This window comes from Pseudoalteromonas sp. MBR-15, assembly GCF_053628915.1.
On the sequence record NZ_JBRJHH010000007.1, the window covers coordinates 127,749 to 143,007 of the forward strand.

Genomic DNA, 15,259 nt, shown 5'->3' on the forward strand with positions numbered 1-15,259 from the left:
ATAATAAATGAGTGCAAATTACGCATTACTCGATTGGTTAGTATTCGCAAGTTATGGCGCAATTTTATTGCTCAGTGGCTGGTGGTTTAATCGCAAACGTGCCAACTCAAGCCAAGATTTTTTCTTGGGTGGAAATAGCATGCCGACCTGGATGGTGGCTATTTCTGTTTTGGCGACGTCGCAATCTGCGGCAACCTTTATTGGTGGTCCTGATCAAGGTTATCAAGGTGATTTCTCTTATATCGCAACAAATATAGGGGCGTTTATTGCGGCATTTGTGGTGTCGGCATTTTTAATTCCTAAGTTTTACCAACAAAAAGTGTACACAGTGTATGAGCTGTTAGAAAAGCGTATAGGCCCAAAAGCTAAACGCCGTAGCGGTTTAATGTATTTATTTGGTCGTGTGTTTGCAAGTGGTGCGCGTCTTTATATGGCAGCCATCGCGGTGGCTATGATTTTATATGGCAATATACATGCCGACAGTGTGGTGATAGCGACCTTAGTACTGGCGCTGGCGGGTTTACTTTATACCTTTTTAGGCGGGATCCGCAGCGTTATCTATTCTGATGTTTTACAGAGTGTTGTTTATGTTAGTGCAGCGATCGCGGTTATTTGGTGTTTGCTGAATATTATTCCTGCCGATTTCTCGACCATTATAGCCACCTTAAATGAACCCGCTCCTGGTGCTGACTCGAAACTTGCTTTGTTTAAGTTTGATTTAGACTTTACGCCATCAGGGGTATTCAATATGGCCTCTGTATTAACCGGGTTTGTATTGTTAAATATTGCAGCATTTGGCCTTGATCAAGACATGACACAGCGTTTATTAACCTGTAAGAGTCCAAAAGAAGGCAGTAAGGCATTATTGCTATCGGTGCTGATGGTAATACCGGTTATGGCTATTTTTATCTTCATTGGCATGCTGCTTTATATTGTTTATCAGCAACCAACACTTATGAATAATCAGGCTGGAGAGGCGGTTGTACAAGAGTTTAATGGCGAAAAAATTACCATTTTTATGTATTACGTATTAAATGAAGTACCAGCAGGAATTAAAGGCTTGGTTAGTGTGGGCATAATCGCTGCGGCGATATCAACATTAAATTCGGGACTGAGCTCAATGTCATCAGTGATAGTGCAAGATTTATATCGCCCGTATCTAGAAAAGGCCAATAAACACGTGAGTGACCACCACTTTGTTAAAGCCGGTAGAGTGGGGATGGCAGTGGTTAGTTTAGCGTTGGCGTTGATGGCAATACTTTGCTATTTCTGGCAGCAATACAGTGATATGCCGTTATTAAAGTTTGCCTTAAGCGTTATGGTGTTTTCGTACAGCGGTTTATTGGGTGTTTATTTCACAACGTTATTTACAAAACGCGGCAGTGAAGGTTCTGTGCTCGCTGCATTAATTGTTGGTTTTGTTGTTACGCTATTAATGCAACCCTATATGATTGATTGGTTATTGCCTGAGTCGATGCGCTTTTATTTAGGTTTTACTTGGCAGTTATGTATTGGCACCTTGTTATCAACATTAGTGTGTTGTGTTGGCAAACCCAAAGCAAGTAATGAGGCATTTGCATAAATGACAGTGCGTTATGTTCTAGCCATTGATGGTGGCGGTACTAAAGTTTTAGCTGAACTGACAGAGCAATCCTCACAATTGACGTTTCGCTCACAAGGCGGGCCCGCGTCTATTTCGAATGATCTTGATTTAGCAGTTGAGAATATTGTGAAGGTTGTTCGAGACGTTTGCGAACAAAGTGGTGCAAAGGCCAGTGATATCGTTGCTGTAATGGGCCTCGCCGGAGGTGCATCAACCACATTAGCTGAGCAAGTTAAAGTAATGCTCAAGCTAATTTACGAGATTGAGTTTGCAAGTCTTCGCATAGAGAGTGATGCCATTACATCGCTTTATGGTGCAAATTTGGGGGAACCTTGTGTTGTTGTTGCCCTTGGTACAGGTGCTGTCGGAGCGCGTTTACAATCAAACAACCAAGCTAAATTAGTCGGTGGTTGGGGTTTTACTGTGGATGACTTTGGTGGCGGCGCGCGTATTGGTCTAATGGCTGTACAGTATTTATTAAACGATATAGATTGTTACGATTTACCTAAAAGCCGATTAACGATTCGCTTGAGTGAGCAGCTAGGATGCACTCGTCAAGCAATTAGTCATTGGCTTAAACAAGCCAAACCCGCGGATTATGCACGTTTTAGTCCGCTTGTATTTAGCTTACAAAACGAATGTAAAGTAGCCAATAAGGTATTAACTGAGCACACGACGTCAGTGGTTGAGTTAATTAATAAAAGTCGCGGTACATCGCCGTTACCCGTAATTTTAATTGGGGGACTTGCTAAGGTGAGCCAAGACTTATTGCCACTTACATTGCAAAACGAATTATCTCCTTGTAAAGGGGATTCATTAACTGGTGCCGCTATACTAGCGGTAAAGCATTACCATGACATTATTGAAAAAGGACAACGTAATGAGCCCTGAGCACGTCTTTAAGCATCAAAGTGAGTTACTTGAAGAATTAAACGGTATTGTCTCTGAAGGACAAAACCCTGACACTTTGGATATCGATCTGCTCAGCACCACTGAGATCCTCACAAAAATCAATAATGAAGATCACAAGGTTGCAGCAGCCGTTAAGCTGGTTATCCCGCAAATAAGTTTAGCAGTAGATCATATTGTTGAAGCATTTCAACAAGGTGGCAGACTTATTTACATAGGCGCAGGCACTAGCGGCCGTTTAGGTATTCTTGATGCTGTTGAGTGTGCCCCGACCTACAGTGTGAGCGAACAGCAGGTATTAGGCATTATTGCTGGCGGTGACACCGCGTTTAAAAAAGCTGTTGAGGGTGCCGAAGATAGCACCACACTTGGTGTGGAAGATTTAAAAAATGCGAACCTTACAGGAAAAGATATCGTTGTGGGTATCGCTGCCAGTGGACGTACTCCATACGTGTGTGCTGCAATTGAGTATGCTAAGTCGTTAGGGTGTGTCACGGTGGGCATTACGTGTAACCCTGATTCAGCGGTGATGCGTTTACCGCAAATTGGTATTTGCCCTGTGGTAGGGGCAGAAGCTGTTACAGGCTCAACACGAATGAAGTCGGGTACGGCACAAAAGCTTGTACTTAATATGTTAAGCACTGCCAGTATGATCCGCACCGGTAAAGTGTATAAAAACCTGATGGTTGATGTAAATGCAAGTAACGAAAAGCTCCATGCACGTGCTATTCGTATAGTGATGCAGGCAACTAGTTGCTCACAGCAACAAGCTGTCGATGCTTTAAAGCAAGCCGAGCAAAGTGCCAAATTAGCTATTTTGATTGTATTAACGGGTAAGCCTGCAGATGAGGCAAAACAGCTGCTTTGCCAAACGAATGGGTTTTTACGTAAAGCGGTGGAGGAATAATGCGTTTTTTAGCCATTTTAATTGTGAGCTGTTTAGCATTACTTGGTTGTAAGGAAACGCCAGTTAATGTGCCAGAAAAAGCACAACCATTACAAGTGGGGGCTGTTAACTATCAAGCCTATGTGCCAGAACTTAAAGGCAAGCGCGTTGGTTTAGTTGTCAATCAAACGTCAGAAATTAATGGTCAACATTTAGTCGACTTTTTACTCGAGAAAGGCGTTGTGGTGCGTAAAATATTTGCCCCGGAACATGGTTTTCGAGGCGATCATGATGCGGGTGCCCATGTAAAAAGTACTGTAGATGCCAAAACGGGCATCGATGTTGTTTCTATATACGGCAGCAATAAAAAACCGACCCCAGAAGCACTGGCTGATCTGGATGTTATTATTTTTGATATCCAAGATGTCGGTGTGCGCTTTTATACATACATCAGTTCAATGCATTATATGATGGAAGCGGCTGCTGAAAATGGTAAAGCATTTATTGTTCTTGATAGACCCAATCCGAACATTGCTTATGTCGATGGGCCAATTTTAGATCCCAAATTCCGTTCGTTCGTGGGTATGCATGAAATTCCCGTTTTACATGGTATGACGGTTGCTGAGCTTGCACAGATGATTAAAGGCGAAGGGTGGATAAATAACGCAGCTGAACTTCAGCTATCAGTGGTACCGGTGGCGAATTATAAGCGCACCATGACTTACGACTTGCCAGTAAAACCAAGCCCTAATTTGCCAAATGCTCAATCTATTCAGCTTTATCCATCATTATGCTTCTTTGAAGCGACACCCATAACCATTGGTCGTGGAACTGATTTTCCGTTCCAAGTCGTCGGCTATTCACCTGTAAAACTAGGCGAGTTTAGTTTTACGCCACGTGCGATTAAAGGGGCATCAATGAACCCTAAATTCAAAGACGTTGAGGTTTTTGGTCAAGATTTACGTGATTCAAACATGCATGGCTTAGATTTAAGTTTATTTATTGCTGCTTATCAACAACTAACCGATTCACAGCAGTTATTTTTTGAACGTGCTGAGTTTATGGATAAGTTAGCGGGTACAGATAAGCTTCGTTTAGCGATTGAGGCGGGACAAACCGAGCAACAAATAAAACAGAGTTGGCAAACTGAGCTTGCGGCATTTAAACGTAAGCGACAGCCCTATTTACTGTATCAATAACAAAACATATTTCAAAAAGAGGCACTTGCCTCTTTTTTTATTATCACTTTTTGACGGCTGTGGTAAATTTAGGCCCTGAATAATTAAAAGGATGTATTATGAAGGTCTATTTTTGTGCGGCAGTATTTGCTTTACTCTCTGGCTGCTCACAGGCCCCTAGCAAGGCCGCACGTATACTTGACTTAAGCGCCGATAAAAGCGCTGCAGATCAGCTATGGGCGTTAAAACGCGTAACTAAACCTAGCTATCCTAAAGTGGCACAGATGACCAAAAAAGCGGGCTGTGCACGCTTCATTATTACGATTGATCAACACGGGAATAGCAAAGATATTACCTTTCTAGAAAGTTTCCCCGCAGGCATGTTTATTAGTGAATCGCGTGAAGCACTTAGTGACTGGCACTGGCAAGCAACATCAAAAAACAGCCAGCAACACGCTATTAAACGTACGGTACAGATTGATTATTTTATGAAGCAGGCCATTAATTTAGATGAAGCAAGAACGTTTTGTACAATTTAGATTAAAAGGGATGAAAAAGGGCCGCATATGCGGCCCCCAACAGGATTGATTGGTTTAGAACTTAATCAGAACTTAAAGTTAAATGACAGTTGTACACGTCGAGGGCTGTAGTAATTTCTATATTCCCCAAACGTTTCTGACGATACATATGGGTTATTATTATAACCTGTTTGACGGTCAAATATGTTGAAGATATCAGCGCGGAACTGTAATTCCATATCACCTGAGAACGTAAAGTCTTGCGTGTAGTTTAAGTCAAGTTGCCAATGGCTTGGGCTGCGGCGGCTACCAGCAGGTTCACCGTAACGCGTGGTGCCATTTGAGTAGCCATAAATTGAACCATCCCATGCTTCCCAAGGTTTACCCGACTGGAATATAAAGTACGCACCGATATTCGCTTCCCACGGCACCGTATAGTAACCATAAACTTTTAGTTTATGCGGTTTATCACCAGATAATGTGCCATATTTATTATCCCAAGGGTAACGACCACGCCCATCACCATAGTTTGATGAACCAATGAAAGTATTGGCATCTGTGGTTGCAGTCGTATTATCTTGGTCGAAATTACCGTAGTAATGGCTCCACACATAAGAAGCATTGATATAGCTGTTTTCACCTAGGTATTCAGCTTCGATGCTGGCTTCCCAGTATTTCGTTTCGCCGCCATCAACCTCAGCGATTACATACGATGAACCACCGATTTCATCGCGAATATCGGCAAGGTTTTCAACATATAAGCCTTTATCTGCGATATGTTGTGGCACACCTTCGGCATCAACCCCTGAGTAGTCTGTTAAGCGTGCATTGTTAGGCATATCTTCCCAGAAGTGGGATGCTTTACGGTGGCGGACATGGGCACGTAATACTAAATCAGAGCCCACATATTTTGTTGTGCCAAGTGTAAATTCTTTTATTTGGCGCGGTTTCAAGTTATCAGCGAATACTTTACCTGATGAACCTTGGCGTGGTTCTGCGTAAATTACATTACCTGCTTCATCAAACTCAACTTCAATTTCAGCACGGGTATTACGATCCCAAGAAGCTGCACGGGCCAATGAGCTCGCTTCAGGGTTATACATTGAAAAGTTTGCAAAGACTGAGTCTTGTTCTGCATAATTCCAATTAACACCTAAACGTGGTTGAATCATATCTGACCAATCAGTTTGATACATTTTATATTTTTCACCCGGTGCTAACTCGTAACCAGAAAGTGTACCAGATGCTGATTTGAGGCCTTGGCCGTACCATGTATCGCGGCTTACTAATACACCTACGTTATAAGTCCAATCACCTACTTCTATTGTGTCATTAATTTCGAAGTTAAGCGTTTCCATTTCTGAATTGATAGCCGAAACTGCATCTTCACCTGCGACTAAACTCATTTGTTGTACGCGAGCACGATAAATAACCGGTGCTGAGCTGCCTTCTTCTAGGCTTTCATCTAAGCCACCAACGTAAGAAATTGCTCCCCAACCATTAGAAAGTCGAGCCAGTACTTCTTTACCTTCTTTCCATTCACCACCAACATGTAGAGTATGGTAGGTATCACCCCAGCTAAATTCATGCTCTAGGTTTAGTTCAAAGCTGTCGCGGTAAAAATCGATGTTATCGTATTGGTAATAAGCACCAACCCCCCCGCCACCAAGCATCTCGCCATTTTCAGAGTAACCATACTGCGCAATCAATGGCATGGCCCCAGCATTAAAGGCTGCTATTTGCTCTGCAGTGTAATTATCATCGGCATCTAATAGGCTTGGTACGTTAAAGTAACCCATTTGATCTAAGTTACTTAAATCAAGTTGGCTTGTTAGTGACGGTACAACTGATAATGCGTTATCCGGTGTTGTGCCTGACTCTAACTCAAATTTACTGTATTGGAATGACAGCGTTGTGGCATCTCCAACTATCCAAGAGCCATCTAAGGTAAAGATATCTTGGTCTGCTCGATCACCAGCAGACACACTATCTGTTTCGAATGCCCCAATTGAGCGACCTTCAATTGTTTTTTCTGAGGTACGTTGTGAAATATTAATTAAAATATCGTCGGTCGGTGCCCATGTAAGCTTACCAAAGTATTCGTCACGGACACTTTTATAGTCTTTTACAGCGCCATATGCCGTATCTTTATTAGATCGCGTTTCTTCAGGGCGATAATACGAGGTATAAAAGTACAGTGTATCTTCAATCAGCGGTCCACCTAAGCTCGCAGTTAGCCAGCTTTTATCCATTTCATAGCTTTCTTCACCTGTCGGAGTCGCTACTAGGCTCTTAGGTTGAACTTTATATTCAACGTTACCGTGAAATTCATCAGTGCCAGATTTTGATACTGTATTGATTGAGAAGCCACCTGAGCGGTTAAAGCCTACCGCTTTAGCACCACCTCGATCCATGGTGACATACGCCACGTCATGGGTGGAAGGCTCTGACGCTAAATTACCAAACATAGGCAGAGATACGTCAACACCATCAAAACCGTATGAGTTATCAACCCCCGAACCACCTGCCGATGGACCCAATGTTGCATTCTCAGAAAGTTCAACACCAGGCACGAGTTTTAACAGGTCGCGGTAGTCTTGACCCACTGGCACGCTGTTGATTGCTTCTTCACCCAGTGAATTCGTTAATGCAGATTTACCTTGGCGGTATAATTTACTACCTGTGACGGTGATGACCTCAACATTTTCATTTGCGCCGCCGAAGGTAACATTAAGGCTCGATGTTTGCTCAAGCAAAACATCAACGGTCATCGTTTGAGTGACCCCGTTTTTATCGGTGAAAGTGAGTTCATAAGTCCCCGGTTTTAGTTGGGGTAAGTCATAGCTTCCGTCTTCACGAGTCACAACAGTGCGTGGTTTCGGCATTACGTTACTTTTTGCCGTTACCGTGATCCCCGCCAGAGACTGCTGTGCCTCTGGTGTTGATACTTTACCCTTGATTCCACCGGTTAAATTAGCAAAGGCTGGTGCGCTGGCTAAAGCCGCGGCCATTACAACACCTGTTAGAGCTGTTTTCTTTGCGCGAAGTGCATTATGTGTCGCTTTAGCTATGGAGCTTATTACGAGTGAGGATGCATGTTGTTTCATTGTTTCCCGTCCTTATATTTATATGCTTTGTTGGACTGCTTACCCAATTGAGACTTATGAACTTTAAAATTATGTTGCCTATACATTAAACAGCTGTTAGAAGAATCGGTCAAGAATATTTTTTTGTTAATCATGTTTGTTTGTGGAATAAAATATATTACCTTTATTGGGTAAGTGTTTGTGTTCATTTGCTTTTAAGAGCATACGGAATGTGAGGGGCTTTTTTGTAAGAAATTATGATCGCTTTATTTTTTATTAGCTTATACAAATCAATATATAACAAGATAGGTGAGGTGCAAATTTAGTTGCTAAATAAAGGCATAAAAAAAGCAGCTTTCGCTGCTTTTTTAGGTTTATAGTCAGTATTTAAAAATTAGTTATTCTTAAATTCGCCTACAACTTCATTAGAATGTTCTAGTAATTTCCTGCCTTGTCGACTCGATTGAGTCAGTGCAATGAACAGAATATCAATGACAAAATCTTGTGCAGTTCGGGCTAAAATTGATGACAGCCTTACTGATTCACCTTCAGCAACAGAGTAGAGTTTTACATCTGCTGAGTCTGCGACGGGGCTACTACCAAACTTAGTGACTGAGATCACTGCGCTGTCGTTTTTCTTAGCTTGTTTAACGACCTCAGCAATTTCACGGGTCATCCCCGATTCACTAATTGCAATAACCAAGTCACCTTTTGAAAACGTAGCAACGTAGGCAAGTTGGGCGTGGCCGTCTGGTTCAGCGATAGCTGGCATTCCTAGCTTTTGTAATTTATAAGAGAAATCTTTGGCAACCAGCGCCGAGCCACCTAAACCGCAAATAAGAATACGTTTAGCTGATTTTAATAATTCAACCGCTTTTTCGATTGCAGGCGCTTCGTTAAGGTTTTTGGTTTCAGTTAAAACGGCCAGTTTACTGCTGAGTAATTTTTCGGCAATTTGTTCAAGAGAGTCGTTTAAGGTAATTTTACCGTGTAACTTGGGCTCGCTGCTTTCATCGTTTAGGGCATCGATAACGGCTAGCTTAAAAGCAGGAAACCCTTTGTAACCTAATTTTTGTGAAAACTTAACCACGCTTGATTGGCTAACACCAACCACTTTTGCTAATTCAACAGAGGATAAATTACGAATCGCATTGGCCGAGTTTAATGTGAAATCTGCTAGTTTTGCTTCGCTGCTCGACAAAGACTGGCGTAAGGCTTTAATTTTTACAAAAGTAGACATTCGGGCTCACTTTGTTAGTTAACTTATTCTTTGTGTAATACAAACTTTTCAATCGAAAATATTAAGCGCCAAGACGCAAAATTAAGTACAAACGACGAATTATTTTTGTTTTACTCGAATTAACTTTGGAATATTTTTCTTAATTTAGATGGAATAATATAGTTTTATTCCATAATAGATACAACATTATTTGTTGAGATAGCACCATTTTTAGTGAGGTAGCGATAATGTATGCTTTTTATTCTTAGATCTTAAAATAAAATATTTTACATGTTAAGTGGGTGTTGCTACTGTATTGCAGTGAATCGTCAATGCTTAAAACTTCAGGTATGAAACTGTTATGAGTTTTCCCTCTTTAAAAACATTACTTAAACAGCTGTGTTATCTCAGTGGCGCTGCGCTTTTAGTCAGTTGTGCCAGTAATCAATATACGTTTACCCAGTCAGCTAACTACAGTCATCGCGTTAAGTTTTTAGTGATGCACTACACCGCGATTGATTACGAAAAGTCGATGCGAGCTTTAGTGGATGAAGGGGGCTTAAGCTCACATTACTTATTACCGGAGTCGGGCGATTCAAGTTATCCGCACGATAAATTAGAAATTATTCAACTTGTTGATGAGAACGATCGCGCGTGGCATGCTGGACGAAGTTACTGGCAAGGACGTGAAGATTTAAACGATCACTCCATTGGCATTGAAATAGTAAATGTGCCTACATGTCATATTCCTGTGCATAGTTCGCCTGCAATGCAAAATGATGCAAGCAAGCTGTGTATTTATCCTGATTATGATGCCAAGCAAATTGAATTATTAATTACGTTAAGCAAAGATATTCTTAAACGCAATCCAGATATTGGGCCAACTCAAATTGTAGGGCATTCAGACATTGCGCCAAGTCGTAAAAATGATCCTGGTCCGCGTTTTCCTTGGTATCAATTATATAAAGCGGGTATTGGCGCGTGGTACGACAGCGACACGGTCGATAAGTATTGGCAGTTATTTAGTGCATCGAAACCTTCGACAGAGTTAATGCAAAAAGCCATGCGCAGCTACGGTTACGAGGTGATTGCAACGGGGCAACTTGATTCACAAACATTAGATGCGTTGAGCGCCTTTCAAATGCACTTTTTACCTTGGCATGTTAGCGGTAATAACGATGCCAGAAGTGCAGCTGTACTGTTTGCTTTATTAGAAAAGTATTTTCCTAAAAAGTGCGAGAGACTGTTTAAAGAGTATCAGCAACAGCAACTGGCAACGGAGCCTGAGACAACGGTGCTTGCGAATGCACAAGTTGTCGTACGTATTCCATCGCTCGACCCCAGTAGCCGTGAGTTAGTAAATAACCGAGGCACGTTTCAAGCGTATAAGGGACGTGGTGAAATAATCATTGAAAACCACGATGCCCGCAGTGCTGATATTTATATTAATGGTGAAAAAATTAATATCGCATCACCATTAACAGCTGAAAAAGTATATCAATACAGCTTAGCGAAACGCACTCATAACGGTATTAACACCTTTAAAGTTGACAATGTTCAACCAGAGGGGGCGAGCTTAACATTGCGGTTTCCTTACCCAACATTGATTAAAAACACACATAAAGACCGTTTTAAAGCTGTTGATGAGCTGATAAATCAAGAAGTCGCCGCAGGATTTCCTGGCGCTGTGCTTGGCGTTATTAAAGAGGGTGAGTTAATTAAATTAAGCCACTATGGCGCTGCTAAAAAGTACCATGCAGATGGCACGTTGCTCGCATCGCCTGAAGCGATGAAAAACGATACCTTATTCGACATTGCCTCGAATTCAAAAATGTTTGCTACTAACTTTGCGTTAATGAAACTTGCAAGCGAAGGTAAGTTAGATGTAGAAAAACCATTGTTTTATTACCTGCCAGAATTTAGAGGCAGCGGTCGAGAGCAGCGTTTAGTAAAGGATTTGCTCACGCATAGCGCAGGTTACCCTGCAGTGGTTGATTTTCACCGTAAAGATAATAAATTTGGCGAACGGTTTTTCTCGCAAAACAGTTTACGTACCAAAAATTTACTGCTTACAGGAGTGCCTTTTGTGGCGGGGCGTAATGTAAAGCACCTTTATTCAGATATTGATTACATGTTGCTAGGCGTATTGATTGAGCGCATTAGCGGTATGCCTCTCGACAGCTATGTTGAAAGCCAACTCTATCAGCCGCTAGGGTTAACACACACAGTGTACAACCCTTTGCAAAAGGGATTTTTAGCGTCGCAGATTGCTGCAACTGAAATAAATGGCAACACCCGTGGCGGGCGTATTGAGTTTGACAATATTCGTACCGATGTATTGCAAGGAGAAGTACATGACGAAAAAGCCTTTTATGCTTTAGGGGGCGTAGCAGGGCATGCAGGCCTCTTTAGTACGGCTGGCGATATAATGGTGTTGATGCAGGTGCTGCTTAACGGCGGTGGCTACGACAATAAACAGTTATTTACCCCACAAGTACTCGCGCAATTTACTCAGCCTCAAGCCAGCGACGAAACCTATGGCTTAGGCTGGCGAAGAGCAGGGCACCAAGCACGCACATGGCATTTTGGCCCGTATGCCAGCCCAAGAGCCTATGGTCATACTGGCTGGACCGGCACCGTTACTGTGATTGACCCCGAGTATGACCTTGCCATCGTGTTACTTACCAATGCCCGTCACACACCTATTGAGGGCAACGATAAAAATTATGAATTTGTCGGAAAGCGTTTTGAAACAGGTAAGTATGGTTCAATTATCTCACTGATTTATGAGAGTATATTAAATCACTAGTCGATTTAAGTTGAGTTTAGCGGCAAAGCCATTAAGCTTAGCGAGTTTTTGCATAATAAAAATAAAATATTGGTCTTAATTTAAAAGGGTTTTTATGTCTTGGTATTCAATTTTACCACCCTTGATTGCTATCTTAATTGTGTTTTGGCGCAAAGAAGTGATCATGGCTTTATTGGTCGCCGTTGCGTCGTCTGAGTTTTTGCTAGCCCTCAATGGTGAAGGCAATAGTGTGTTTTACACTTTTATCAATACCATTGAACGGGTAATCGAAGTCGCGAGCTCAGCGGGTAACAGCCGTATTCTTATTTTTAGTATTTTGATTGGTGCACTGCTTGCCTATATTCGTGAATCTGGCGGTGTGGCAGCAACCGTAAACCTATTAATGAACAAAGGTGTTGCTAAGAGTAAGCGCCAAGTGGGTTATTTAACCATGTTCTCGGGCATTGCGGTGTTTATTGAATCGAACTTGAGCGTATTAACTTCGGGTATTTTATCGCGTGGTTTATTTGATAAATTTAAAATGAGCCGGGCGCGTCTTGCCTATATTATTGATAGTACCAGTGCACCCGTGTGTATTTTAATTTTACTTAACGGCTGGGGTGCGTATGTGCTTGGCCTACTTGGTAACTACGAGATGGAAGAGTCTGCTGTTTCGGTACTGTGGGGCAGTATTGGTTATAATTTTTATGCGATTATCACCTTGCTCATCGTGTTTTATACCATTACTTTCGACAAAGTACATGGGCCATTAAAACAAGCCGAAGAGAACTTTGAGCAGCAAGAAACCGAATTAGCAGAAGAAGTTAAAGGCTCAAAAGCGCGTTACATGCTTATTCCACTTATTACCTTAATTGGCAGCATGGTTGGCTTTATGTTCTGGACTGGCGATGGCGATATTGCTAGTGGCAGTGGCTCAAAATCAGTGTTGTATGCAACCATTTTAGCCTGTGTAGTCGCTTACTTTTTAATGATTAGCTCTCGTGATTTTACTCACCATAAGCTTGTTGATATTGGCTTTAAAGGCATGGGTGAATTATTACCGCTGGTTGCAATTGTCTTGTTATCACTCACACTTGGTGCGAGCTTAAAAGACTTAGGCACCGGTGTATTTGTAGCGGGGCTTGTGGGTGATTTCTTACCTATTTACCTTGTTGTGCCAGTGCTATTTTTAACCGGAGCGGTTATTTCATTCACTACGGGTACCTCGTGGGGCACATTTGCCATTCTTATTCCAATTGGTGTGCCGCTTATTCAAGCGCTAGGTTTACCGCCTTCACTGGTTATTGCTGCCATTCTAGGTGGCGGTGTGTTTGGCGATCACTGCTCGCCAATTTCAGATACCAGTGCGGTATCGGCGATTGCCTCTGGGTGTGACTTATTAACCCACGTTAAAACTCAAATGCCTTACGCCTTATTCGGCGGCGCATTAACCTTTATCGCTTATTTGGTAACCAGTATTTTGGTTTTGTAACTTTAAGCCCTTAAGCAAACAATAAAAAACCACAGAGAAATCTGTGGTTTTTTATTGTCCGTACCTCGTATTTCTAGGCTCGCTTCTCAAATCTCGATAGCCAGCACGTTCAAATCTGATATCTGACGACTGAAAACTAGCTTCTTCGAGGTGACAGCTTAAGGCTTGGAGCTAGGCTTTAGGCACAACTTTATAAATACCTACACCATCAACCCCAAGGTATAAATCTCCATTTGGATGGGTCGCAATACTGCGCACTCTGCCTACACCCTCAAATACTTTGCTGTGGCCAGTGACTTTATTACCATCGAGTTTAACAAGCACAAGGTGAGCAAACTTCATTGAGCCCACGGCTATTTGCCCTTGCCACTGCGGGTATTTATCGCTATTTATAAACGCCATACCAGAGGGCGCAATTGAAGGTACCCAGTACCAATCAGGTTGCTCCATGCCTTCGCGGCTTGTTTCATCCGTGATTTTTGTACCAATGTAGTTAATGCCGTAGGTGATCTCAGGCCAACCATAATTAGCCCCAGCTTTAATAATATTAATTTCATCTCCCCCACGAGGGCCATGTTCATGACTCCAAATTACCCCAGTTTCTGGGTGCATAGCCATACCTTGAGGATTACGGTGACCATATGAGTAAATGCTTTTACGCGCGCTTTTATGGTTATAAAAAGGGTTTGATTCAGGAATAGAGCCATCACTGTTGATACGGTGAATTTTACCCGCATCGTAATCAAGGGTTTGTGGGTGAACATCTCTGTCGCCACGGTCGCCAATCGAAAAATACAAATAACCGTCTTTATCAAACTCAATACGCGAACCATAGTGTTTAGTTGTTGTGGTATTTGGTTCACCATTAAATAAGAGTTGCTGGTCTACAAGCGTCATGTCCTTTAAACGTGCACGCATTATTGAGGTGTTATAGCCTTCATCATCACCTTCATAACCTGAGTAAGAAAGGTAAATCCAGCCATTGTCGGCAAAATTTGGGTCGAGCTCTATATCAAGTAATCCCCCTTGGCCTTCTGCGTGAAGCTTAGGAGTTCCTTTGATTATTTGTTTATCAAGCTGACCATCGCGGATCAGCCTTAACTCACCACGCCTATCGGTCACTAATAAATCACGCTCGTTTAGCCACGCCATACCCCAAGGGATCTGAATCCCTTTACTCACTAATTCAAGCTCATACTTATTGGCACTGGCATCTAACGGAATTGTTTGCTCTGGCTGCGCACATGCCTGCAAGCTGGTTAAACTGATAGAAGCGACGACGAGGCTGCTAAATAAAGACTTTTTCATGGTTACTCCAAATTATTAAGCATAATACTATTAGCCTAGCTTGTTCGTAGGTAAATTGTTATTAACTTTCAGTAAAGTGCGACTATTGGTAGAAAAAGCGGGATAGAACAAAAGCGGTTGTAAGTTAGCCGTAGGCGTGAAATTTATTTCGCGCGAAAAATGTAATGTATGAATGTAGTTGGCTTTTTAATCTCGAATATTAGGCATTACAGTCATGAAAAAACCTGCCAAGTTGATTAACTCGAACCTTCGTCCCTAGATAGCTTTGTTTT

The 15,259-nt window shown here is 42.1% G+C and carries 10 protein-coding genes; 7 read left to right on the top strand and 3 right to left on the bottom strand.

Features of this window, described 5'->3' with window-relative positions:
- Positions 1-7: 7 nt before the first annotated feature.
- The 5 genes from ACSSVW_RS11400 to ACSSVW_RS11420 all read left to right on the top strand — a co-directional run bounded on the left by ACSSVW_RS11400 (position 8) and on the right by ACSSVW_RS11420 (position 5,115).
- Positions 8-1,582 carry a sodium:solute symporter gene (locus ACSSVW_RS11400; RefSeq protein ID WP_065978428.1) on the top strand — a complete coding sequence of 525 codons (1,575 nt, stop codon included), beginning with the start codon at positions 8-10 and terminating at the stop codon, positions 1,580-1,582.
- A complete protein-coding gene (locus tag ACSSVW_RS11405; RefSeq protein ID WP_051501818.1) occupies positions 1,583-2,494 on the top strand; it encodes a BadF/BadG/BcrA/BcrD ATPase family protein in 912 nt (303 codons plus the stop codon).
- Positions 2,484-3,419, top strand: a complete 936-nt coding sequence (murQ, locus tag ACSSVW_RS11410; RefSeq protein WP_075593827.1) for an N-acetylmuramic acid 6-phosphate etherase — start codon at positions 2,484-2,486, stop codon at positions 3,417-3,419. Before ACSSVW_RS11405 ends, murQ begins: the two co-directional genes overlap by 11 nt.
- Positions 3,419-4,597, top strand: a complete 1,179-nt coding sequence (locus tag ACSSVW_RS11415) for an exo-beta-N-acetylmuramidase NamZ family protein (RefSeq protein WP_075593828.1) — start codon at positions 3,419-3,421, stop codon at positions 4,595-4,597. The genes murQ and ACSSVW_RS11415 overlap by 1 nt, the downstream gene beginning before the upstream one ends.
- Positions 4,598-4,695: 98 nt before the next feature.
- Positions 4,696-5,115, top strand: a complete 420-nt coding sequence (locus tag ACSSVW_RS11420) for an energy transducer TonB (protein WP_273007741.1) — start codon at positions 4,696-4,698, stop codon at positions 5,113-5,115.
- A 65-nt stretch (positions 5,116-5,180) separates the two neighbouring features.
- Here ACSSVW_RS11420 and ACSSVW_RS11425 read toward each other — a convergent pair whose 3' ends face one another.
- Both ACSSVW_RS11425 and ACSSVW_RS11430 read right to left on the bottom strand, forming a co-directional pair.
- Complete coding sequence (locus ACSSVW_RS11425; protein ID WP_454179366.1) at positions 5,181-8,201, bottom strand: carboxypeptidase regulatory-like domain-containing protein; 3,021 nt, start codon at positions 8,199-8,201, stop codon at positions 5,181-5,183.
- 373 nt (positions 8,202-8,574) lie between these two features.
- On the bottom strand, positions 8,575-9,420 hold the full coding sequence (locus ACSSVW_RS11430) for a MurR/RpiR family transcriptional regulator (protein WP_036970537.1): 846 nt from the start codon (positions 9,418-9,420) through the stop codon (positions 8,575-8,577).
- A gap of 340 nt (positions 9,421-9,760) precedes the next feature.
- On the opposite strand from ACSSVW_RS11430, the gene pbp4b reads away from it, so the two are divergent.
- Positions 9,761-12,208: a penicillin binding protein PBP4B gene (gene pbp4b, locus ACSSVW_RS11435; RefSeq protein WP_454179367.1), complete on the top strand. Its 2,448-nt coding sequence runs from the start codon at positions 9,761-9,763 to the stop codon at positions 12,206-12,208.
- Between the two features lie 94 nt (positions 12,209-12,302).
- The gene (locus ACSSVW_RS11440; protein WP_036970533.1) at positions 12,303-13,679 is read left to right on the top strand and encodes a Na+/H+ antiporter NhaC family protein; all 1,377 of its coding nucleotides are present in this window, start codon (positions 12,303-12,305) and stop codon (positions 13,677-13,679) included.
- Between the two features lie 171 nt (positions 13,680-13,850).
- Here the strand turns inward: ACSSVW_RS11440 and ACSSVW_RS11445 are convergent, their stop codons facing one another.
- Positions 13,851-14,987, bottom strand: coding sequence for a PQQ-dependent sugar dehydrogenase (locus ACSSVW_RS11445; RefSeq protein ID WP_454179368.1), 1,137 nt, complete (start codon positions 14,985-14,987; stop codon positions 13,851-13,853).
- Positions 14,988-15,259 lie beyond the last annotated feature (272 nt).